Origin of the sequence: Methylobacterium sp. V23 (assembly GCF_002917135.1) — a bacterium.
Lineage (GTDB): Bacteria > Pseudomonadota > Alphaproteobacteria > Rhizobiales > Beijerinckiaceae > Methylobacterium.
Genome location: NZ_PDHT01000018.1, coordinates 88312 through 109790, shown reverse-complemented (window position 1 = coordinate 109790; position 21479 = coordinate 88312). Strand labels below are relative to the sequence as shown.

General features: G+C 69.8%; 12 protein-coding genes and 1 pseudogene. 6 read left to right on the top strand and 7 right to left on the bottom strand.

Annotation, left to right across the window (positions count from 1 at the left end):
- Positions 1-60: 60 nt before the first annotated feature.
- The 3 genes and pseudogenes from CRT23_RS17500 to CRT23_RS17490 all read right to left on the bottom strand — a co-directional run bounded on the left by CRT23_RS17500 (position 61) and on the right by CRT23_RS17490 (position 4921).
- Positions 61-1890 (bottom strand): glycosyltransferase 61 family protein, encoded by a 1830-nt coding sequence (locus CRT23_RS17500; RefSeq protein ID WP_103710685.1) that lies wholly within the window; start codon positions 1888-1890, stop codon positions 61-63.
- Positions 1891-2199: 309 nt separating this feature from the next.
- Positions 2200-3575 (bottom strand): annotated as a pseudogene (gene eat / locus CRT23_RS17495) (ethanolamine permease).
- A 161-nt stretch (positions 3576-3736) separates the two neighbouring features.
- Positions 3737-4921: a ceramide glucosyltransferase gene (locus CRT23_RS17490; protein ID WP_103710699.1), complete on the bottom strand. Its 1185-nt coding sequence runs from the start codon at positions 4919-4921 to the stop codon at positions 3737-3739.
- 176 nt (positions 4922-5097) lie between these two features.
- Between CRT23_RS17490 and CRT23_RS17485 the strand changes: the two genes are divergently transcribed.
- Both CRT23_RS17485 and CRT23_RS17480 read left to right on the top strand, forming a co-directional pair.
- On the top strand, positions 5098-6045 hold the full coding sequence (locus tag CRT23_RS17485) for an FAD-dependent oxidoreductase (protein WP_055948098.1): 948 nt from the start codon (positions 5098-5100) through the stop codon (positions 6043-6045).
- 10 nt (positions 6046-6055) lie between these two features.
- A complete protein-coding gene (locus tag CRT23_RS17480; protein WP_103710684.1) occupies positions 6056-6958 on the top strand; it encodes a histone deacetylase in 903 nt (300 codons plus the stop codon).
- Positions 6959-6999: 41 nt separating this feature from the next.
- On the opposite strand, the gene CRT23_RS28890 is transcribed toward CRT23_RS17480, so the two are convergent.
- Both CRT23_RS28890 and CRT23_RS17465 read right to left on the bottom strand, forming a co-directional pair.
- Complete coding sequence (locus tag CRT23_RS28890; protein ID WP_245436317.1) at positions 7000-9837, bottom strand: PAS domain-containing protein; 2838 nt, start codon at positions 9835-9837, stop codon at positions 7000-7002.
- A gap of 626 nt (positions 9838-10463) precedes the next feature.
- Complete coding sequence (locus tag CRT23_RS17465) at positions 10464-11036, bottom strand: TetR/AcrR family transcriptional regulator (protein ID WP_055948107.1); 573 nt, start codon at positions 11034-11036, stop codon at positions 10464-10466.
- 245 nt (positions 11037-11281) lie between these two features.
- Here CRT23_RS17465 and CRT23_RS17460 point away from each other — a divergent pair, with 245 nt between their 5' ends.
- The 3 genes from CRT23_RS17460 to CRT23_RS17450 are packed head-to-tail and all read left to right on the top strand — an operon-like array spanning position 11282 to position 16661.
- Positions 11282-12385 carry an efflux RND transporter periplasmic adaptor subunit gene (locus CRT23_RS17460; protein WP_245436315.1) on the top strand — a complete coding sequence of 368 codons (1104 nt, stop codon included), beginning with the start codon at positions 11282-11284 and terminating at the stop codon, positions 12383-12385.
- Complete coding sequence (locus tag CRT23_RS17455; protein WP_181017379.1) at positions 12382-13488, top strand: efflux RND transporter periplasmic adaptor subunit; 1107 nt, start codon at positions 12382-12384, stop codon at positions 13486-13488. The genes CRT23_RS17460 and CRT23_RS17455 overlap by 4 nt, the downstream gene beginning before the upstream one ends.
- Positions 13489-13547: 59 nt before the next feature.
- Positions 13548-16661 (top strand): efflux RND transporter permease subunit, encoded by a 3114-nt coding sequence (locus CRT23_RS17450; protein ID WP_103710683.1) that lies wholly within the window; start codon positions 13548-13550, stop codon positions 16659-16661.
- Positions 16662-16688: 27 nt separating this feature from the next.
- On the opposite strand, the gene tsaA is transcribed toward CRT23_RS17450, so the two are convergent.
- Positions 16689-17186 (bottom strand): tRNA (N6-threonylcarbamoyladenosine(37)-N6)-methyltransferase TrmO, encoded by a 498-nt coding sequence (tsaA, locus tag CRT23_RS17445; protein WP_103710682.1) that lies wholly within the window; start codon positions 17184-17186, stop codon positions 16689-16691.
- A 122-nt stretch (positions 17187-17308) separates the two neighbouring features.
- Complete coding sequence (locus CRT23_RS17440) at positions 17309-19684, bottom strand: EAL domain-containing protein (RefSeq protein WP_103710681.1); 2376 nt, start codon at positions 19682-19684, stop codon at positions 17309-17311.
- A 280-nt stretch (positions 19685-19964) separates the two neighbouring features.
- Between CRT23_RS17440 and CRT23_RS17435 the strand changes: the two genes are divergently transcribed.
- Positions 19965-21434: an AMP nucleosidase gene (locus CRT23_RS17435; protein ID WP_210202087.1), complete on the top strand. Its 1470-nt coding sequence runs from the start codon at positions 19965-19967 to the stop codon at positions 21432-21434.
- The last annotated feature ends 45 nt before the right edge of the window (positions 21435-21479 follow it).

The window sequence follows — 21479 nt, the reverse complement described above, 5'->3', positions numbered from 1 at the left end:
GAGGCGCCCCCGATGATGGGCTGGCCGCAGAGGGTCCGCCAAGCCTTTCCGGATCGGGGGCTATCGCCGCAGGGCTGCCGCCAGGGATCCGGGCGAATGGTATGCCGCGGTGGGCGTGACCTCCACTTCCTGCATGAATTTGGCGACCGTCATCGTGGCAAGATCCATCGCCAGCATGTCGTTGACGATCGAATCGTAGCGATCATTGAGGAGCGTCGAGGTTGGATCCAGGCGTGAGATCAGCACAAGTCCCGTGGGTGCGGAATCCAAGCAGAGGATGTTGAGATCTGTCCGGTGACGCTTGAGCGCGAGAACCGTCCTCCAGACGTCGCCGGTCCACCAGCCGCCCCTGTGCGGTGCGATCGGCGGTGTTCCGTTCTGGGTTCGATCCGTCATGGGTATCTCGACCGGAATGCAGTCGTGAAGGGCGATGACACCGAACGGCGCCGAATGTCGTTCCGCGTTCATGAAGTCGCGGAGCAGAAACTCGCAGTGATGCATCCCATCGAGGAACGTGAAATCGAGGGCGGATCCCAGCAACGCCTTCGGTGTATAATCCCGAAAGAATGTATCGCTCTCCAGTTGATAGAACAGACACACGGATTTTTCGCCGATCACTTCCGAGGTGATCTGGAATTTGGGATCGATCGCAATGGATGGGGATCGCGAGAGCGCCAGTGTTCCTCCGGTCAGCGTGCCGATTTCCAGATAGGCTGCGGGGCTCAGCTCGTGATGAAGCTTGATCAATGTGTCCCGATAGCTTTCTCCGGCGAGATCGGGCAAGCAATTGGCATTGTAAATCATAGCTGAACCCGTGAGCGAGTTGTCTGCAAAGGCGAGTCCGGGAATTTTGTTGCGCGTCGGGAGGCTGGAAATTTCCAAAAGCTCTCGGGCGAACCGGTTTATATCTTTGATCTTCCGGGAGCAGATATAGCCAGAAATCTCTATATTCTCGATATTATCGAACGGATAGAGGTATCTTGTGTCTGAGGCGTTGAGTTTGTCGAGTATTAAGAAATTCGTATTGATGAATTTATCCAAGTTTATACAAGTTATTTGAGGTCTTTGCCGCGAAAAGATATGGTTGTGAAATGCCGACCCGGCGAAACCAAAAATATTCTGGCGATTCGAAAATAGATCGATCTGTTGCGGAAGGGTAAGTTGTTCCGGGTAAACGATATCGAATCCGAACGAGACCAGAACCTCTTCCAGTTCGGCCTCGTTGGCGATGTAGGCGACGCTATTGATACCCATGCGGGATTTGGAGAGCCAGACCGGTCGGGGCTCGCTCTCCAAGGAAGCACCCGTTCCCAGGACGTCCCCGATCCGGCGCATGGGGGGAAGAAATGCCTCGTGGGCGAGTTTCTGTTCGAGGAATGCAGGAGCGGGGATCGTCAGATTCCGGAAGTGGACCTCGTTCGTTGGCGCCACGAACCGTTCGGGCTTCAAGCCGAGCGCGGACGTGAGCACGCCCATATACCCGCGAAAATGGTCGTGGATCGCATGGTCGGAGTGGCAGAGCAGAGGCCGATCGACGTTGTCCGGCTGCGCGGCGAACCACGCTCTCGCGAGGCTGCCGACGAGAAAATGGCCGTAGTGCGGGATCAAGGCCCCGAAATAAATGTGCTCGGCCTGTTCGACATCGAGGCTCCGACCGCTCAAGTCGCGTGCAGGGCTTTGGCCGATCAATTGCAGTTCTGGGCCGCGCCGGTAGGCTGCCTCAAGTATGAGACTGCCATCCGTCGTATAAACACCCCAAGACGGATCGCCGGCGAAAAAGACATCTCGCGGGAAGGGCGTATATACACAATCGACGTTGTTTAAGACAGCGGGTTTTTCCGGCTTCACTTCCACTTCGCCGAAATATGCCAAAGAGGATAAAAAGGGCATCTGGCATCCGCCGCAGGTGTTTGATCTGAATAGACAACGTCTAGCAGTAAAAATGTCAACTGCGATCGCGGCCCGAAGCGAGGATAGCCTTCAGAGTATCTGGTAAAGGGGTGCGCGCGTTACTGTTAGCCCACGTCCCTCAGGGCCTTCACAGGGTGGCGCCCCGGAACGGGTTGGCTCCCTCGATTTTCGCTTCTCCTGAAGGAAGGGCGTCGGGTGACGCTCCGGGGCCTGGACTGGCGGCCCTGGCCGAGGCGTCCCCGAGGGGCCGAGGTTCTGGTGGCGAGCGGGCTGACGTTTCCTTCGCCCTCAGGGGACTGGATCGGAGATAGGCTGCACGGCCACCGGGTCCGGGGTCGCCAGGCCCTTCGCCGCGAGCACGGCCAGCCCCATCAGGACGAGGAAGATCGCGAAGATCACCGGGTTGTAGACGACCAGGGCGACGAAGCAGATCGCCGCCATGACCAGCGCGAAGGCGGGCGCCGCCGGGTAGAGCGGCGCGCGATAGGGACGGGCGAGGCCTGGCTCGATCCGGCGCAGCCGGAACAGGCTCGCCAGGCTCATCCCGTACATCACCAGGGCGCCGAACACCGCCATGGTGACGATGCTGGCCGTGAGCGACTGGCCGGCGAGGGTCACGAGGTTGTCGCTGTAGATTGCCGCGATCCCGAAGACGCCCCCGGCGAGGGTGGCGATGTGCGGCGTGCGGAAGCGCGGGTGCAATCGGGCGAGGCCGCGGGGCAGGAAGCCGGCGCGGGCCAGGGCGTAGATCTGGCGCGAATAGCCCATGATGATGCCGTGGAACGAGGCGACGAGGCCGAACAGGCCGAGCCAGACCAGCATGTGCAGCCAGCCGCTGGATTCGCCCACCACGCCCTTCATCGCCTGGGGCAGGGGATCGTTGAGATTACTGAGGATCCGCCAATCGCCTGCGCCGCCGGCGAAGATCATCACGCCGAAGGCCAGGGCCGTCAGGGTCAGCACGCCCGTGATGTAGGCGATGGGGATGGTGCGCCTGGGGTCCTTGGCCTCCTCGGCGGCCATCGCCACGCCCTCGATGGCGAGGAAGAACCAGATCGCGAACGGGATCGCGGCGAACATGCCGCCGATCGCCGGCAGGCCGAACCGGTCCGCGCCGGCCCAGCCGTTGGCGGCGAAGTTCGACCAAGCGAAGGCCGGGGCACGACGCCCATGAAGACCAGGAGTTCCGCCACCGCCAGGATCGTCACGAACAGCTCGAAGGTCGCGGCGATCTGCACCCCGACGATGTTGAGGGTCATGAAGACGAGGTAGGCACCCAGGGCCGCGTGCTTCGGATCGAGGCCGGGGAACTGCACGTTCAGATAGGCCCCGATCGCCAGGGCGATGGCGGGCGGGGCGAACACGAACTCGATCAGCGTGGCGTAGCCGGCGATGCAGCCGCCCACCGGCCCGAAGGCGCGCCGGCTGTAGGCGAAGGGTCCGCCGGCCTGCGGGATCGCCGTGGTGAGTTCGGTGAAGCTGAAGATGAAGGCGACGTACATCGCCGCCACGGCCATGGTGGTGATGAGGAAGCCCAGGGTCCCGGCGGAGGCCCAGCCGTAGCTCCAGCCGAAATACTCGCCCGAGATGACGAGCCCGACCGCGATGCCCCAGAGGTGGAAGGCGTTCAGGCCCTTGTGAAGTCCGTTCGTCTCGGTCTGCAACGCCCAGGCTCCGTCCGCTCGCCCGCCGCGGGCGGAGCGCCTCAAGCAAGAGCGCTGCCGTCCGGAAGCGCTGCCGCCCGAGAGCGCGTATGTCCAAGACCGCGTGTGTCCAGGAGCGCTGCGGGCTCATCCCCCGGGGCGGAGGGCCCACACCGGCGCGTTCAGGCGGCGCTGGCGCGGGCCCGCAGGCGACGCCAGGGGCTGCGGCCGGACGGCTCGGACGCCTTCGTCCGGATGTCCATCGGATTGCCGCGCCAGACGATGGCGCCCCGCATCCAGGCGCTGACCCACAGGGCGGGCACCAGGGTGTCGCGGATCAGGAACGCGAGGAGAAGCCGGGGCTGACGGTACCAGCCCGCTCGGGCGGCCAGGCCGATTTCGGCCCCGTACCACAGGGCGGCGAGCCCGAGGAGGAGGCCGGCCAATGCCAGAGAGGGCGCGGCCGCGAGGGCGAGGGCGAAGGGCAGGAGCGGGCCGCAGCCGATCTTGGGGGCGAAGAACAGCGGGAAGGTGACCCGGCGCAGGCGGGCCCAGCGCAGCTGCCGGGACCAGACCTCCGCAAGGGTGCGCTGTCCGAGGGGCTGGTCGAAGGGGGCGGCCACGAGGTGGACCTGCGCGCCCGCCGCCCGCACGAGCTTCGTCGCCGCCGCATCCTCGGCGATCTCAGCCGCCAGGGCCCGGATACCGCCGCGGGCCTCCAGGAAGGGCTTGTGCCAGAGCATGCTCTTGCCCTGGGCGAAGCCGAGGCCGAGGGCCTCGCCGGTATATTGCCAGCGCGCCTGCAGGGTGTTGAGGAAAGCGCATTCCACCGCGGCGAACAGGCCGGTGGGGCGGGCCCCGATCGGTGTTGAGCAGACGAGGCCGGTGTTCGGGCGCCACGCCGCCTGCAGCTGCTGCAGGTAATCCGGCGGCATTGCGACGTTCGAGTCGGCGAGCACCACCCAGTCGTGGCGGGCCGCCTCCCAGCCACGGACGCAATTGTTGAGCTTCGGGTTGTCGCTGATCCGCTCGTCGCCGACGATCAGGCGGGCCGGCACCCGCGGATGCGCCGCCATCAGGCGCTCCAGCAGCGGCACGATGGGGTCGGCCCCGTGCGCCACGCAGAAGATCAGCTCGTAGTCCGGATAGGCGAGATGGAAGCCGCGCGTCAGCAGCTCCTCGCTGAAGGCCTCGACGCCGCAGACCGGCCGCACCAGGGAGAGGGGGGCACCTTCGGGAAACACCGATGCGCCGTTGCGCCGGCCGATCCGCAGGGCCGCCACCGCGATGCCGGCGAGGTTGATGAGGGTCAGGGCGACGCAGAGCCAGAGGGCGACCGCAGCGCCCGGCTCCGACAGCTCCCGCATCGCCTGATCCCACATCCGCGACGTCTCCCGTCCGCGAAGCCCCGACATCGCAGCCCAGCGCGGGCTGGACACCGCGTCGCGTCCCGGACTGCACAGCGCCCCTAACAGCCGTGCTGCTTCAGTCGTATGACAATCTCGGATCACGAGGGGGGACACGGGTGACGGGACCGGCGCAGATGGCGATACCGGCACAAGTGGCGATCGTGGGGGCCGGGATGGCGGGGGCCAGCGCGGCACGCCGTCTCCACGAGGCCGGGTTCTCCGTCGCGGTGTTCGACAAGGGCCGGCAGCCGGGCGGCCGCATGGCGAACCGCCGCGACCGCGAGAGCGGGCTGAGTTTCGACCACGGCGCGCAGGTGATGCGGGCGCACGGCCCCGCTTTCCGCGCCCGCCTGGCCGACTGGGAAGCCCGCGGCCTCGTCGCGCCCTACGAGGCGCCCGGCCGCGTCACCGCCGTACCCGACATGACCGCGCCCGTGCGCGATCTCCTCGCAGGCCTCGACGTGCAGGTCGCCCGCACCGTCACCGCCCTGGCGCGGGCCGACCGGGGCTGGCGCCTGACGCTGGCGGAGGCCGGCGAGGACCGGCATTTCGACGCGGTCGTCCTGACGCTGCCGGGCCCGCAGGCCCTGCGCCTCCTCGCCGCCAGCGGCCTCGCATTGCCCGGGGTTGCGCGGGCCACCTACGCGCCGTGCTGGTCGCTGATGCTGACCTGCGGGCGGGACCTGCCCTTCGCGGGCGACGTCCTGCGCCCCGCGGATGGACCGGTCGCCGCGCTGTTCCGCGAGGGTGCGAAGCCGGGGCGCCCGACGGCGCCCGCCGCCTACACCGTCCATGCCACGCCCGACTGGTCGAAGACGCATCTCGAAGACACCCCGGAGGCCGTGCGGGCCGCCTTGCTCGCCGCCGTCGCCGACCTGTTCGGCGGACCCATCGCCTCCCTGCAGGCCCGCGCCCATCGCTGGCGCTACGCCCTCGTGGAGGAGACCTGCGGCGCGCCCTGCCTCTACGATCCGGTCCAGCGTCTCGGCTATGCCGGCGACGGCTGCCTCGGGCCGCGCATCGAGGCCGCCCATGACAGCGGGCTCGCCCTGGCGGACCGGCTGATCGCGGATCTCCCATGAGCCTGTCACGATGAGCCTGCCCATCGTCTTCCACCCGGCCTACGAAGCGACCCTGCCGGAGGGCCATCGCTTCCCGATGCGCAAGTACGGGCGCCTGGCCGAGCTCCTGGCGGAACGGGGATTGGTCCCGAGCGGCTTCGCGCGGCCGGAGCCGGCTGGGGCCGACCTCCTCGTCGCCGCCCACGAGCGCGCCTACGTGGAGGCCGTGCTCGCCCTGGACGTCTCCCGCGAGATCGAGCGCAATATCGGCCTGCCCGTGGGCGCCTCGGTGGTGGCCCGTTCCTGCGCCTCGGTGGGCGGCACCCTGCTGGCCGCCCGCCTCGCCCTGGCGCACGGCCTCGCGGGCAGCACTGCCGGGGGCAGCCACCACGCCCGGCGCGAGACCGGCGCCGGCTTCTGCATCTTCAACGACGTGGCGGTGGCCGCCCGAACCCTGCACGCCGAGGGCAGCATCGCCCGGGCCCTGGTGGTGGATTGCGACGTCCACCAGGGCGACGGCACCGCCGACTGCCTCGGCGGGACGCCCGACCTGTTCACCCTCTCGATCCATGCCGAGAAGAACTATCCGACGCGCAAGATCGCCGGCGACCGCGATGTCGGCTTGCCCGACGGCGTCGACGATGCCGGCTATCTCGCGGTGCTCGAGGCCCATGTCGGGCCGCTGCTCGATGCCCTGCGCCCCGACATCGTGTTCTACAATGCCGGCGTCGACCCGCATCGCGACGACCGCCTCGGCCGTCTCGACCTCACCGATGCGGGCCTGCTGGCGCGTGACCGCTTCGTCGTCGGCGAGGCACATCGGCGGGGCATCCCCTTCGTCGGGGTGATCGGTGGCGGCTACGCCACCGACATCGATGTGCTCGCGGCCCGTCACGCCCTGGTCTTCGAAGCCATGGCCGAACGGGCGGCCTGAGCGGGCACGTCTTCGGTCTTCGCGGCGCGGCGCCGGCGACCTCAGGAGTCCGACGGTACCGCGTGGCGGGCGACGATCCGATTGATCGTCCGGCCCAGCTGCTCGGCGGAATAGGGCTTGTGCAGGAGCTCGAATCCGTGGGCGTCCTCCTGCGCCAGGATGTGGCTGTAGCCGGAGGCGAGCAGCACCGGCAGCTTCGGACGGCGCCGCTTCAGTTCCTGCGCCAGGGCGACACCGCCCATGCCGGGCATGACCACGTCCGAGACCACGATGTCGAAGGGGGTGGTGTCGCGCTCGACTTCCGCCAGCGCGCTCTCGGCATCGGTATGCCAGGTCGGCAGGTAACCGAAATCCTCCAGGATCTGGCGCGCGAAGCGGCCGACCTCCAGGTTGTCCTCGACGAGGAGGACGCGCAGGCCGTCCCCCGAGACGGCCGGGTGCTCGGCGGTCACGGGGGCCGGGGCCGGAATCTGGTCGGCTGCCACCGCGGGCAGATAGAGTGTGAAGGTGGTTCCGGCCCCGACCGCGCTCCGCACCGCGATGTCGCCGCCGGATTGCTTGGCGAAGCCGAAGACCTGGGACAGCCCGAGTCCGGTGCCCTTGCCGACGCCCTTGGTGGTGAAGAACGGCTCGAAGATCCGGTCGAGATGCTCCGGCGGGATCCCGCTGCCGGTGTCGGTGAGGGAGATCGCGGCGAACCGGCTCGCGCTGCCGCCGTGATTGCGCAGGGGTGGCAGCGGCGCGCCGCATTCGAGCCGGATGGTCAGGGTGCCCCGCTCCGCCATCGCGTCCCGGGCATTGACGGCCATGTTGATCAGCGCGGTCTCGAACTGGCTGAGATCCGCACGGATGTGACAGGTCTCGTCGGGCAAGGCGGTGACGACCTGGATGCAGGCGCCCGTCACCGTCTCGAGGAGCTCGGCGACGGCGACCAGCCGCGCCCGGACCTCGAACACCTCGGGCTTGAGTGCCTGGCGCCGTGCGAAGGCGAGCAGCTGGCCAGTCAGCTTGGCGGCCCGGTCGACGGTCTCGGAGACCGCGTCGAGGTAGCGGCTCTTGCGCGCCTCGGGCAGGTCCGGCCGGCGCAGGAAGTCGACCGAGGATCGGATGATGGTGAGGAGGTTGTTGAAGTCGTGCGCGACCCCGCCGGTGAGCTGGCCGACCGCTTCCATCTTCTGCGCCTGCCGCAGGGCCTCGTGGGTCTGCTCCAGCTCCGCCGTCCGTCCCGCCACGCGCTCCTCGAGGGTCGCGTTCAGCTCGCGCAGGGCCGCCTCGGCCTCCGCCTGCGCGTAGGCCGACCAGGTCCGCGCCGCGACCTCCATGGTCAGGCGCACCTCCGCATCGGTCCAGTGCCGCGGTTCGGCGGAATGCACGTAGAACAGGCCGCCGAGGGAGAGGCTTCCGCCCTCCTGCCCCCGCATCATCGGCGCCACGATCAGAGCCCGCGTGCCGATGCTGTCCCAGGTGGCCTGGAACGCGGCCTCCGCCGTGCGCGGATCCGTCCGGCAATCCGACACCACGAGGGTCCGGCCCCGGCGCAGCTCCGCGATCAGGGTCGGGCCGAAGGCGTCCAGCACCCGGGTCTCGCCGGCGAGCGACCGCATGCGCCCGTCGCACCAGTCGCGCTCGACGGAGATCACTTCGCCCCCGTTCAGGAGGTGCCCGTAGCCCGCCCGCCCGACGCCCAGATAGGCGCCGAGGCTGGCCGCGGCGATCATCTTGAGCTCCAGGGGCGTGCCCGCCGTCCGCAGGCGGTCCGCGAGGGCGATCTGGAAGCGCAGGTGACCCTCGGCGGACTTGCGCGCCGTGATGTCGATGGCGGTCCCGAGGGCCCGGACGCAGCGCCCGCTTCCGTCGAAGACGCCGCGGCCCTTGGCGGCGACCCAGCGCATCAGGCCGTCATTGCGGCCGATGGTGCGGTATTCCACGTCGTAAGTCGCCCGCACGGCGGGATCGAGGGCCGAGGCGAAGGCGGCCCGGGTGGCCGCCAGGTCCTCCGGGTGCAGCCCGGCATGGAAGTCGTCCATCGTCACCGCGGCCTCCGGCCCGAGGCCGAACATCGCCTTGGTCCGGTCAGACCAGATCAGCGTGTCGCCAATCGGGTCGAGGTCCCATGTGCCGATCTCCGCCGCCTCGGTGGCCAGCCGCAGCTGCTCCTCCTGTCGCTGGAGCCGCATCTCGGCCCGCTTGCGGTCGTGGATGTCCTCGACCACGCCGTACCAGCGCAGGATCGAGCCGTCCTCGGCCCGGCGCGGAAAGGCCCGGGCGCGCATCCAGCGATACTGCCCCGTCGCCAGGCGAATGCGATAGTCGACGTCCACGGGCTCGCCTGAGGCAAGGCAGGTGCCGAACACGGCCAGGGCCTGCGGCAGGTCCTCGGGGTGGACCGCCCGGGTCCAGCCGTCGCCCAGGGGGTCGCCGGGCGCCTGCCCCGTCAGCGTCAACCAGCGCGTCGCGTAGGAGGTGATGTTGCCGGCGGCATCGCAGGTCCAGGGAACCTGCGGGTTCAGCTCGACCGCGTGGCGGTAATGGTCCTCGCTCTCGCGCAGGGCCGCCTCGCCGCGCACGCGGTCGGTGGTTTCCGCGGTGATGCAGAACAATCCGTTGATCGCGCCCGCGTCGTCGTAGACGGGCGAGTAGGTGAAGGACCACCAGCTCTCCTCGGCCCGGCCCGTTCGTGCCAGGTCGAGCTTCATGTCGGTGAGGGTGCGCGTCTCGCCCGCGAGGGTGGCGTCGACCAGGGGGCCAATATCCTCCCAGATGCTGTCCCAGACCTCGCGGAACGGGCGGCCGAGGGCCTGCGGCAGCCGGTAGCCGAGGATCGGCCGATAGGCATCGTTGTAGAAACAGAGCAGCTCGGGACCCCAGGCCAGGAACATCGGCTGGGGGCAGGCCAGCATCAGCGCCAGGGTGTTGCGAAGGGCGGGCGGCCAGCGCTCCGGCGGACCGAGCGTCGTTCCCGACCAGTCGTGGGCGCGGATCTCGGCGCCGGTGGCGCTGCCCGCGTCGAGGAACCCCAGGGAGAAAGTCACGCGGCGCGCATCCGGGAGCGAGCGCTTCGGTCCGAGATCGGCCCTCCGGCACCCGGCTCGCGTGGCTCCGGCGTGGCGATCGTCCGCACCGCGAGCCGACGCAGCCTTGCCTCGGAAGCCGGCCTCTCGGAAGTTCGGGCATGCGACGGGGTCGTTCCGGATGGCATCCGCAAGACATAGCGCTGCTGCGCCGGGTCGTACAGCGATCATCCATCGCCGAACAGAACAGATCCCGGGAATCCCAACTAGATCCTGCCGGCCAGACTTTTGCCCGGCCGGGCCCCGCGAGGGTTGAGCGGGGGCAGGAAAGTATCGGCCGGGAAGACGGTCGGTGAATTTTCGTTGACCATCTTGGTCATCACAGCGTGCCCAGGGCGCCGCGGCGAAACTCGTCTGCATCAATACGCGGCGGTGGCCTGTGTCGGCTTTCGCTCATCAGTGTCCGAAAGCGGACGCGCGGGTCGCCTGCGACCTCAGGCCCGGACCGGCTTCGGCAGGCTCTGGGCCGTGTTCTCCATGGCGTCGAACAGCTTTTCCAGCTCCGCGCCCTCGAGGCAGTGGAAGCCCAGGGTCCGGGTGAGCAGCAGCCCCAGGGTGGCGAAGGTCAGCATCGCTCCGGCGCCCGGGCAGCAGGCCACGTCCTCCATCTGGGCGAGGCGCTGCTTCAGGAAGGCGTTGAAGCCCGCGAAGGCCTCGGGGTTTTCCGCCGAGGCCAGCAGGAGCGCGCGGGGAAACCCGTCCTCATCGGCATAGACCTGACGCGCATGCGCGATCAGGGCGAGGGGGAGGGCGGCCGGGCCCGGACCCTGCTCCGCCTCGTGGGCCGCCACGCTCTCGCGGATCTCCCGCAGCTTGCGCTCGGCCAGCGCCGAGATCAGCGCGTCCTTCGAAGCGTAGTGATGCAGCACGCCGCCCTTGCTGAGCGAGGCCTCGGCCGCGACCGCATCGATGGTGAGCGTCCGGGTGCCCATGCGCCGGATCAGGCGTTCGGCGGCATCCAGGATGACCACCGGTCTGTCTTCGCGGCGGGTGCGCGCCTTCATCATCGACAATCCGGCCGGTTCACCGGCGGTTTCGAGGGCGGGAGATCCGTTGCCAGGGCCGGCGAGACGATCGGAAACGTCCACGGGATACCGGGGAACGACGGCGCCGGGAAGATGGTTCGCCGAAAAAAGAAACCGTCTGGACGGTCGGTAACGGAGCCGATATGGGTGACGCCGGAGTGGGGCCTTTCGAGTTCGAGGACGCGATGGTGGGTAGGCTGACCGTGTGGCCGCGCAGGTGCGGGGGCGTGGCCCTCGTGCTCGCGGCCTGTGCCGCCACGCTGCTGCCGGCCCGGGGCGCCGAGGCGGCCGCGGAGACGGAGACGGGGACGGCCAAGCCGGCGAGTCCCGCGGTGGCCGTCGTGCGCACGGCGGTGGCGCGCGCCACCACGATCGCCTCCGACCTGATCTTCACCGGGGATATCCAGGCCCAGTCCCAGGTCAACGTGGCCTTCCGGACCAACGGCAAGATCGCGCAGCGGCTGGTGGAGGTCGGCGACCACGTCACCGCCGATCAGGTGCTGGCCAAGCTCGATCCTCAGGAGCAGCGCGCCAACCTCAACAACGCCCAGGCCGCGCTCACCTCCGCGGAGGCGCTCCTGACCCAGGCCAAGCTGAACTTCAAGCGCCAGGAGCAGCTCCTCGCCAGCGGCTACACCACCCGCCCGAGCTACGACGATGCCGAGCAGCAGCTGCGCACCACGCAGGCCTCGGTGGATTCCGCCAAGGCCGCCCTCGGCAGCGCCGAGGAGCAGTACTCCTACACGGACCTGAAGGCCGGCGTAGACGGCATGGTCCTGAGCCGGACCTTCGAGGTCGGCCAGGTGGTGCAGACCGGCCAGACCGTCCTGGCGATGGCCCAGGACGGCCCCCGCGACGCGGTCTTCAACATCTTCGAGGCGGTGCTGGCCGCGCCCCCCGAGAGCAAGACCGTGGAGGTGACGCTGCAGGCCGACCCGCGGGTCAAGGCGGTCGGCCGGGTGCGCGAGATCTCGCCCAGCGTCGATGCGGCCTCCGGCACGGTCCGGGTCAAGGTCGGGCTCGACGAGACGCCCAAGGCCATGACGCTCGGCGCCGTCGTGATCGGCACCGGCAAGTTCCGGCCGCGCCAGGCGATCGTGCTGCCCTGGTCGGCCCTCTACCGCTGGGAGAACAGCCCGGCGGTCTGGGTCCGCGATCCCCGCAACAGCACCGTCGCGCCCCGCCGCGTCGTGATCGAGCGCTACGGGCCCAACACCATCGCGCTGAAGGGCGGGGTCGAGCCCGGCGAGGAGGTCGTCATCGCGGGAATCCAGCTCCTGCGCCCGGGCCAGACCGTCGCCGTCGCGCAGACCCTGGAGGCGGCGCGATGATCCGCCCATCCCTGCTCTCTCCAGCCCTGCTTCGTCCGGCCCTGCGCGCCCTGGCGCTCGTCCTTCCCCTCGGAGCCTGCCAGGCCGCCGAGGAGACGGCGCCGCCGCCGCCCGTGCGGCCGGTGCTGTACCGGGTCGTGAAGCCGGTCGCGGCCCAGGTCTTCGGCCCCTTCGCCGGGGTCGTGGCCCCGCGCTACCAGTCGGAGATCGGCTTCCAGATCGCCGGCCGGATGATCGCCCGCGACGTCACGGTGGGCGACATCGTCCACAAGGGCCAGCGCATCGCGGCCCTCGATCCCGTGGTGACGCGCTTCGCCCTGACCCGTGCCGAGGCGGACCTCGCCGACGCCAGGGCGCAGGCCGAGAACGCCGGCGCCACGGAGGCGCGGCGCCGGCGCCTGCTGCCCGGCGGCAACGTCACCCAGGCGCAGCTCGACACCGCCGTGGCGAGCCGGGACACGGCCCAGGCCCGCGTCTCCCAGGCGGAGGCGAACCTGCAGCGGGCGCGCGACCAGATGGGCTATACCGAGCTGCACGCGGATTTCGACGGCGTCGTCACGGTGCGCAGCGCCGAGGTCGGACAGGTCCTCAGCGCCGGACAGGCGGTGGCGACCCTGGCCCGCCCCGAGGAGCGCGAGGCCGTGGTGGACATTCCCGAGGAGCTCGTCGGGACGATGCCCACGGACGCCGAGTTCACCGTGGCGCTCCAGAGCGCGCCGGACGTGACGGCGACGGCGCGGGTGCGCGAGATCGCGCCCTTCGCCGACCAGACCACGCGGACCCGGCGCATCCGCATGACCCTGATCAAGCCCTCCGAGGCCTTCCGCCTCGGCTCGACCCTCACCGTCACCCTGGCGCGGGCCGAGGCCCCTCACGTGGACCTGCCCGCCACCGCGGTGCTGACGGAGGACGGCCGCGATGCGGTCTGGATCGTCGCGCCGGACGGGAAGAGCGTGCGCAAGCGGCCCGTCACCGTGACCCGCCGCGACCCGGAGCGCATCAGCATCGGCACGGGCCTGAATGCCGGAGACCGGGTGGTCCTGGCCGGGGTCCACTCGCTCCAGGAGGGACAGGCCGTGCGCCTGCCCGACCAGGCGCCCTGATCCTCGGCACCGCCGCCATCCATCATCAGCCGCCACCCCGGTGAGGCGAGAGCAAACCCGTGAAGACCTTCAATCTCTCCGAATGGGCCTTGGAGCATCGCTCCTTCGTCTGGTTCCTGATGCTGATCTCGGTGATGGCCGGGTTCCTGGCCTACGAGCGCCTCGGCCGCGAGGAAGACCCGCCCTTCGCGATCAAGACCATGATCGTGCAGGCGCGCTGGCCGGGCGCCACCATCAGCGACACCCTCGATCAGGTCACCGAGCGGATCGAGAAGGAGGTGCAGCAGATCGATGCCGTCGATTTCAGCCGCAGCTACACCACGCCGGGCCAGGCCACGGTGTTCGTGCAGCTGCGCGAGACGACGCCGCCGAAAACCATTCCGGCGATCTTCTACCAGGTCCGCAAGCGCATCGGCGACATCCAGGGCACCTTCCCGCAGGGCATCCAGGGTCCGTTCTTCAACGACGAGTTCGGTGACGTGTTCGGCAACGTCTACGCCTTCACGGCCGACGGCGTGACCCCGCGGCAGCTGCGCGACTACGTCGAGCGCGTGCGCGCCGAGGTGAAGAAGGTGCCGAGCGCCGGCAAGATGCAGCTCCTCGGGGCGCAGGACGAGGTCATCTACCTCGACTTCTCGACCCGCAAGCTCGCGGGCCTCGGCCTCGACACCAACTCGGTGATCCGCACCCTGCAGTCGCAGAACGCCATCGCGCCCTCGGGCGTGATCCAGGCGGGCCCCGAGCGGGTCTCCGTCCGGGTCGGCGGCCAGTTCGTCAACGAGGAGAGCCTGCGCGCCGTGAACCTGCGGGTGAACGACCGCTTCTTCCGCCTCTCGGACGTCGCCGAGATCTCCCGCGGCTTCACCGACCCGCCGACCGACCTGTTCCGATTCAACGGCCAGCCGGCCATCGGCCTCGCCATCGCGATGCAGCCCTCGGGCAACCTGCTCACCTTCGGCCACGACCTGAAGGAGCGCATGCGCAAGCTGGAAGGCGAGCTGCCGGTGGGCGTCGGCATCCACCTCGTCTCGGACCAGCCCAAGATCGTCGAGGAGGCGGTCGGCGGCTTCACCAAGGCGCTCGTCGAGGCCGTGGTGATCGTGCTGGCGGTGAGCTTCATCTCGCTCGGCTGGCGCGCCGGCCTCGTGGTCTCGCTGTCGATCCCGCTGGTGCTCGCCATCGTGTTCGTGATCATGCAGATCATGGGCGTCACGCTCCAGCGCATCTCGCTCGGCGCCCTCATCATCGCGCTCGGCTTGCTCGTCGACGACGCGATGATCACGGTGGAGATGATGGTCGCGCGCCTGGAGGTCGGCGACAGCCTGAAGAAGGCCGCCACCTTCGCCTATACCTCCACCGCCTTCCCGATGCTCACCGGCACCCTGGTGACCGTGGCGGGCTTCCTGCCCATCGGCTTCAACGGCTCGTCGGCGGGCGAGTACACCTACTCGCTCTTCGTCGTCATCGCCGCCTCGCTCCTCGTCTCCTGGGTGGTGGCGGTCCTGTTCGCGCCCCTCATCGGCGTGAAGCTCCTGCCCAAGCAGATGAAGCACAAGGACCACGACGCCCCGAGCCGGTCCATGCGGATCTTCACCGGCCTGCTCCTCGGCGCCATGCGCTGGCGCTGGACCACCGTGATCGTCTGCGTCGGCATGCTCGGCGCCTCGATCGTCGGCATGGGCTTCGTGCAGCAGCAGTTCTTCCCGGCCTCCGACCGGCCCGAGCTCCTCGTCGACATGACGCTGCCGCAGAATGCCAGCATCGCCGAGACCAAGGGCCAGATGGACCGCTTCGAGGCGACCCTGGTGGGCGACCCCGAGATCGTGCGCTGGTCGTCCTATGTCGGCCAGGGCGCGGTGCGCTTCTACCTGCCCCTCGACCAGCAGCTCGGCAACGCCTTCTTCGGCCAGATCGTCATCGAGACGAAGTCGATCGAGGCGCGCGAGCGCATGAAGCTGAAGCTCGACGCGCTCGCGCGCGACAAGTTCGTCGGCACCGACTTCCTCATCCACTCCCTCGACCTCGGCCCCCCGGTCGGGCGGCCGGTGCAGTACCGTCTCAGCGGCCCCGACCTGCAGACCCTGCGGGCCTACGCGCTCACCCTCGGCAACATTGTCGGCGCCAACCCGCATCTCGACGTGCCGACCTTCGACTGGAACGAGCCCGGCAAGGTGCTCAAGGTCGACATCATCCAGGACAAGGCGCGCCAGCTCGGCGTCACCTCGGAGGACATCGCCGGGCTCCTCAACGGCATCGTCGGCGGCCGGTCGATCACTCAGGTGCGCGACTCGATCTACCTCGTCAACGTGGTCGCCCGGGCGCAGGCCGTGGAGCGCAATTCCCTCGACACCCTGCAGAGCCTGCAGGTGCCGCTGGCCAACGGCAGCGTGGTGCCGCTCCTGGCCTTCGCCACCATCGGGTACGAGCTGGAGCAGCCCATCGTCTGGCGCCGCGACCGCCTGCCGACCATCACGGTGCGGGCCTCGATCTCGGACCACACCCAGCCGGCCACGGTGGTGAGCCAGCTCGACCCGCAGATCACCGCGTTCCGGACGAGCCTGCCGGACGGCTACGTGCTGGCGGTGGGCGGCGCCGTGGAGGAGAGCGCCAAGGGCCAGGGCCCGATCGCGGCCGTGGCGCCGGTGATGCTCCTCACCATGGCGATGTTCCTGATGATCCAGCTCCAGAGCTTCCAGAAGCTCTTCCTGGTGGCCAGCGTGGCGCCCCTCGGGCTGATCGGCGTCGCGCTCGCGCTGCTGACCTTCAACAAGCCGATGGGCTTCGTGGCGATCCTGGGCGTCCTGGCCCTGATCGGCATCATCGTGCGCAACTCGGTGATCCTGGTCACCCAGATCGACGAGTACGAGCGCGACGGGCTTCCCCCGTGGGATGCGGTGGTGGACGCCACCTGCCACCGCATGCGCCCGATCCTCCTCACGGCCGCCGCCGCCAGCCTCGGCCTCATCCCCATCGCCCGCGAAGTGTTCTGGGGACCGATGGCCTACGCGATGATCGGCGGCATCCTGGCGGCGACCTTCCTGACGCTGTTCTTCCTGCCCGCCCTCTATGTCGGCTGGTACCGGATCAAGGCGCCGCCGAAGGGCGCCCCGCGCAAGATCCACGGCGCGGACGGGCGGGTCCACGGCGCCGAGGCGCCGACACCCGCGGGCTGATCCGCGGATCCACGGCCGGGCGCCGCGTCAGCGCGGCGTCGTCCCGGCCCGCTCCACCGTGGCGCCGGGGCGCGCATCCGTCGTCGCGAAGTAGGGCTTGATGTCGAGGAGCGGGGTGCCGTCGCGGCAATCGAGGCCGCGCGCCCGCAGGGTCGCGCCGTCCCGTTCCAGGAGCTCGACCACCGACAGGGCGATGGGGTTGGGGCGCACCGGCGAGCGCAGGGAAAAAGTGCCCCGGCTGCCCTCGGCGTGGCGGGGGCGCTGCAGCGCCAGGTCCCGGGCGGCCTCGTCCATCCAGTAGAGGACGATGAGGTGGCTCGCGCCCTCGACGTTCTGGAGGGCCTCGGCAAAGGGCGCATCGACGGCGAGCGTGCAGACCGCGTCGGTCTTCAGCCCGTTCTTCGGGCACGCGCCGCGCGTCGCCCAGGGCGTGCGGACGCGGCCGATGAAGTAGAGCCCGGCGTCGAAGGTTTCGGGCAGCGGGATCGCCACCTCGCCGGGACGATGTCCGGTCTCGTCGTTCATGCGCGGCGCCTCTCCTCCGGCGCGGGCCGAGCCGCCGGGCCTCTCGTTTCGGGCAAGTCCGGATCGGCAGCAAGTCCGGATCGGCAGCAAGTCCCGCTCGGCAGCAAGCGGGTCGGCGCCGGTCAGGCTGCGACCGGCGACCGTTGCCGCGCGCCGCGGGTCTGCTGCCCGAAGCCGCTGATCGGGCCCGGTCGGCCGATGAAGTAGCCCTGCGCGGCGTGGCACTTCTCGGCGACGAGGAAGCCGAGCTCCTCGGCGGTCTCGACCCCTTCGGCGATGACCGGCAGGCCGAGTCCGGCACCGAGCCCGAGGACCGAGCGCACGATGGCGGCCGCCTGCGGGTTCGAATCCACGGCCGCGATGAACGAGCCGTCGATCTTGATGGTGTCGAAGGGGAACAGCCGCAGGTTCGAGAGGGACGAGTAGCCGGTGCCGAAATCGTCCATGGCGAGGCGCAGGCCCAGCGCCTTCAGCTGGCGCAGGTTGGTCAGGGCCCTGTCGGGATCGCGGATCAGGGCCGTCTCGGTGATCTCGAGTTCGAGGCGCCCCGGATCGAGGCCGGTCTCGGCCAAAATTGCCCGGACCGCCGGCGCGAAGCCGGAATCATGGACCTGGACGCCGGAGACGTTGACCGCGACGGACAGGGGCACCTCCCAGCGCGCGGCTTCCCGGCAGGCCTCCCGCAGCACCCAGGCGCCGATCTCCCGGATCAGTCCGCTCTCCTCCGCGATGGGGATGAAGACGGCCGGCGAGACCAGGCCGCGCCCGGGCAGGTGCCAGCGCAGCAGGACCTCGAAGCCGATCACGGCCCGGGAGCGGGTTTCGATCTGCGGCTGGTAGACCAGGCGCAGCTGGTCCTCCGCCAGGGCGCGGCGCAACTGCTTCTCGAGGAGGCGGCGCTCGCGGACATCCTGTCCCATCGACGCCTCGAAGAAGCGGTAGTTTCCCCGGCCCTCGGCCTTGCCCAGGAGCAGCGCCGTATCGGCGGCGTTGACGAGGTCGTTGCGGTCGCGCGCGTCGTCCGGGAACACCGCGATGCCGATGGTGGCGGCCGGCACGGGTTCGCCCTGGGGGGCCCCCTCGGCCGCGGCCTGGAGGGTGGCCCGGATGGCCTCGGCGAGGCGGCCGGCCGCCACCGCGTGGGTGCAGGGCGTCAGCACGGCGAACTCGTCGCCGCCGATCCGCGCCATCGTCTGGGTCTCGTCGAGGAGGCCGCCGATGAGGTGGGCGACCCGCACGAGCGTGGCGTCCCCGATCGGGTTTCCGAAGAGGTCGTTGATCTCCTTGAACCCGTCGAGGTTGATGTGGAGGAGCGCCAGGTGCCCGCTCCCCGCCTGCCGGATGTCCCGATCCAGGCCGTCCTGGAAATGCCGGCGATTGGGCAGTCCGGTGAGGAGATCGTGCCCGACGAGGAAGCGGATCTGGCGCTCGGCCCGCCGCCGCGTCGTGAGGTCCCGCACCGCCAGGGCGACGTGCGGCGTCCGCCCGTAGGCGACCGGGCGCATGATGAGCTCGACCGGGAGGTCGGACCCGTCGAGCCGGTACAGGGTCCCCTCGACCACGTCGTTGGGGTTGTCGGCGAGGCTGGTGCGGGTCGCGCTGTCGGGAACGAACTGCGCCAGGGGCAACCCGGCCAGGGCCTTCGCCTCGCCGCCGGCCAGATCCGCGAAGCTGTCGTTGGCGCTGACGATGACCCCGTCCTGGCAGATCACCAGGCCCTCGACGGCCGCGTTGGCGAGGCTGAGGAGGCGCCCGCGATAGACCTCGCGCTGGCGGTCGCGCAGGTCGAGCACCAGGGTGGTGCAGGCCATGATCAGGATCGTCAGGCTCGCCAGCCCGACCGGCAGGGCGAGCCAGAGCGCCGGGACCGTCTCCTCGGGGACGATCACCGAGGGGTCCGGCACCATCGACAGGGCCATCATGCCGAGGGTGTGGTGGCTGCCGATCGCGCCCGCCAGGAGGGCGGCCCCGACGACCCGGCCCCGTGCCCGCCGGCTGCTCAGCCCGATCCACAGGGCCGCCATCGCGAGCCCGACGCCCACCGCGACCGAGAGCGCCACCAGGGCCGGGTTCCAGACCAGGCGCCCGGCCACCTGATAGGCGGCCATCCCGGTGTAATGCATCGCGGCGATGCCGAGGCCCACGACGGCCCCTCCGGCCAGGGCGGCGCTGCGGGCGCGCCAGAACACCGCAATCGCCAGGCCCAGCCCGCTCACCACGATGGCGAACACCAGCGAGAGCACCGTCAGCCCGACCGCATAGGCCGGGATCAGGCCCGGATCGGTGGCCAGCATGCCGAGGAAATGCGTCGCCCAGATCCCCGAGCCACCGGCGACGGCCGCCACCGCGACCCATCCGCTGCGCCGGCCGACCCGGGTCTGCTTCGCGTGGTGCAGAAGCGCGATCGTAGACGTCGACGCCAGGGCGCAAATGATCGCCGCGAGCGTCAGCAGCCACGGATCGTGTTCGATAATGAAGCAACCGATGACTGTGAGCATCGACGCCCTGTTCCCCCTGTCGTCGCCGCTTATGCCAGTCCGTGGATCCAATCTTCGTCTCTTCGAGGCAAAGCGGATACATCGCATATGTTAAGGGAATCGGAGCCGTAACGAAATGGTTGTATCGGAACCGAAGGGCAATTTGGAATCGCCCAGGTCGCGATAGCGTTGGAAAAATCCCCGGTCCGCACCGCGTTCGCCTCCCGGGTTCGCCGGGTGTAAGACCCTGGGGACCGAGCGCCTGGCAGGAGTCACCGTGATCCGCGACGAGTTGCGACCGATGGAGTCCGTCTCCGATCCCGAGACGGCGGTGGACCGCCTGGCGTCCCTCCATGCGGGAGCGATCGAGGCGTTGCGTTCGGCCCTCGCGCGCTACCTCGACGGCGGGCCGCCGCCGGACGCGACGGAGCGGCTGCAGTTCCGCTATCCGGAGCTGCGTCTCACCTACCAGCCGACCGGGCCGATGCCGCAGGTCTCCCGCGCCACGGCCAAGCTGCAGGCACCGGGCACCTACGCCACCACGGTGACCCAGCCGGACCATTTTCGCGGCTACCTGCTGGAGCAGTTGCGGCCCCTGGTGCGGGACTACGCCGTCACCCTCGAGGTCGGCCTCAGCGCCCAGGAGATCCCCTATCCCTACGTGATCGAGCCGGGAGCCGATCTCGGGCGCGGCGGCGTCACCCCGCGGGACCTCGCCACCTACTTCCCGGTGCCGCTGCTCTCGGTGGTGGGCGACGAGATCGCGGACGGGCTCTGGCACGACCTGCCGGACGCGCCGCGCCCGCTGGCGCTCTTCGACGCGATCCGGACCGACTACTCGCTCCGGCGCCTGGTGCACTACACCGGCAGTGACTGGGGCGACGTGCAGCCCTGGATCCTGCTGACCAACTACCACCGCTACGTCGACGGCTTCATCCGTCACGGCCTGGAGCGCCTCGCGCGCGGCGACGACGGGTTCGAGCGCTTGATCCTGCCGGGCGGCGTCAGCGTCTCGCGGGCGGAGGCCGCCACCGTCGATCCGGCGGCGCTGATCGCCGCCTCGCCCTGGCACAAGTACCAGATGCCGGCCTACCACCTCGTGGCTCGGGGCCCCGACGGCAGCCAGCAGGGCACCACCCTGGTGAATATCGGCGTCGGCCCGTCCAACGCGAAGACCATCACCGACCACCTCGCGGTGCTGCGCCCGCATTGCTGGCTGATGGTCGGGCATTGCGGCGGCCTGCGCCAGTCGCAGACCATCGGCGACTACGTCCTCGCCCACGGCTACCTGCGCCGCGACCGCATCCTCGACGAGCTGGTGCCGCCCGACGTGCCGGTGCCGGCGCTGGCCGAGGTGCAGCTCGCCCTGCAGGCCGCGGCCGCCCACGTCACCGGCGAGAAGAGCGAGGCCCTGAAGCGCCGGCTCCGGACCGGGACGGTCGTGACCTACGACGACCGCAACTGGGAGCTCCGCTTCAGCCAGGAGCGGCGGCGCATCAACCTCTCCCGCGCCATCGGGGTCGACATGGAGAGCGGCACCATCGCGGCCCAGGGCTATCGCCTCCGGGTTCCCTACGGCACCCTGCTCTGCGTCTCCGACAAGCCGCTCCACGGCGAGATCAAGCTGCCGGGCGCCGCCAACGCCTTCTACGAGCGCGCGGTGGCCGAGCACCTGCTGATCGGGCTCGCCGCCCTCGACAACCTGCGGGCCGAGCGCCACGGCCTGCATTCGCGCAAGCTGCGCAGCTTCGACGAGCCGCCGTTCCGCTAGGCTGCCGGCCTCAGGCCGCCCTCCCGCCAGGCTCCGGCCTCAGGC

What these genes read in the sequence shown, in the direction of transcription:
- CRT23_RS17500 (WP_103710685.1), bottom strand. Translation starts at nt 1,890, where the DNA reads ATGCCCTTTTTATCCTCTTTGGCATATTTCGGCGAAGTGGAAGTGAAG.
- CRT23_RS17490 (WP_103710699.1), bottom strand. Translation starts at nt 4,921, where the DNA reads ATGCGGGAGCTGTCGGAGCCGGGCGCTGCGGTCGCCCTCTGGCTCTGC.
- CRT23_RS17485 (WP_055948098.1), top strand. Translation starts at nt 5,098, where the DNA reads ATGGCGATACCGGCACAAGTGGCGATCGTGGGGGCCGGGATGGCGGGG.
- CRT23_RS17480 (WP_103710684.1), top strand. Translation starts at nt 6,056, where the DNA reads ATGAGCCTGCCCATCGTCTTCCACCCGGCCTACGAAGCGACCCTGCCG.
- CRT23_RS28890 (WP_245436317.1), bottom strand. Translation starts at nt 9,837, where the DNA reads ATGTTCCTGGCCTGGGGTCCCGAGCTGCTCTGTTTCTACAACGATGCC.
- CRT23_RS17465 (WP_055948107.1), bottom strand. Translation starts at nt 11,036, where the DNA reads ATGATGAAGGCGCGCACCCGCCGCGAAGACAGACCGGTGGTCATCCTG.
- CRT23_RS17455 (WP_181017379.1), top strand. Translation starts at nt 12,382, where the DNA reads ATGATCCGCCCATCCCTGCTCTCTCCAGCCCTGCTTCGTCCGGCCCTG.
- tsaA (WP_103710682.1), bottom strand. Translation starts at nt 17,186, where the DNA reads ATGAACGACGAGACCGGACATCGTCCCGGCGAGGTGGCGATCCCGCTG.
- CRT23_RS17440 (WP_103710681.1), bottom strand. Translation starts at nt 19,684, where the DNA reads ATGCTCACAGTCATCGGTTGCTTCATTATCGAACACGATCCGTGGCTG.
- CRT23_RS17435 (WP_210202087.1), top strand. Translation starts at nt 19,965, where the DNA reads ATGGAGTCCGTCTCCGATCCCGAGACGGCGGTGGACCGCCTGGCGTCC.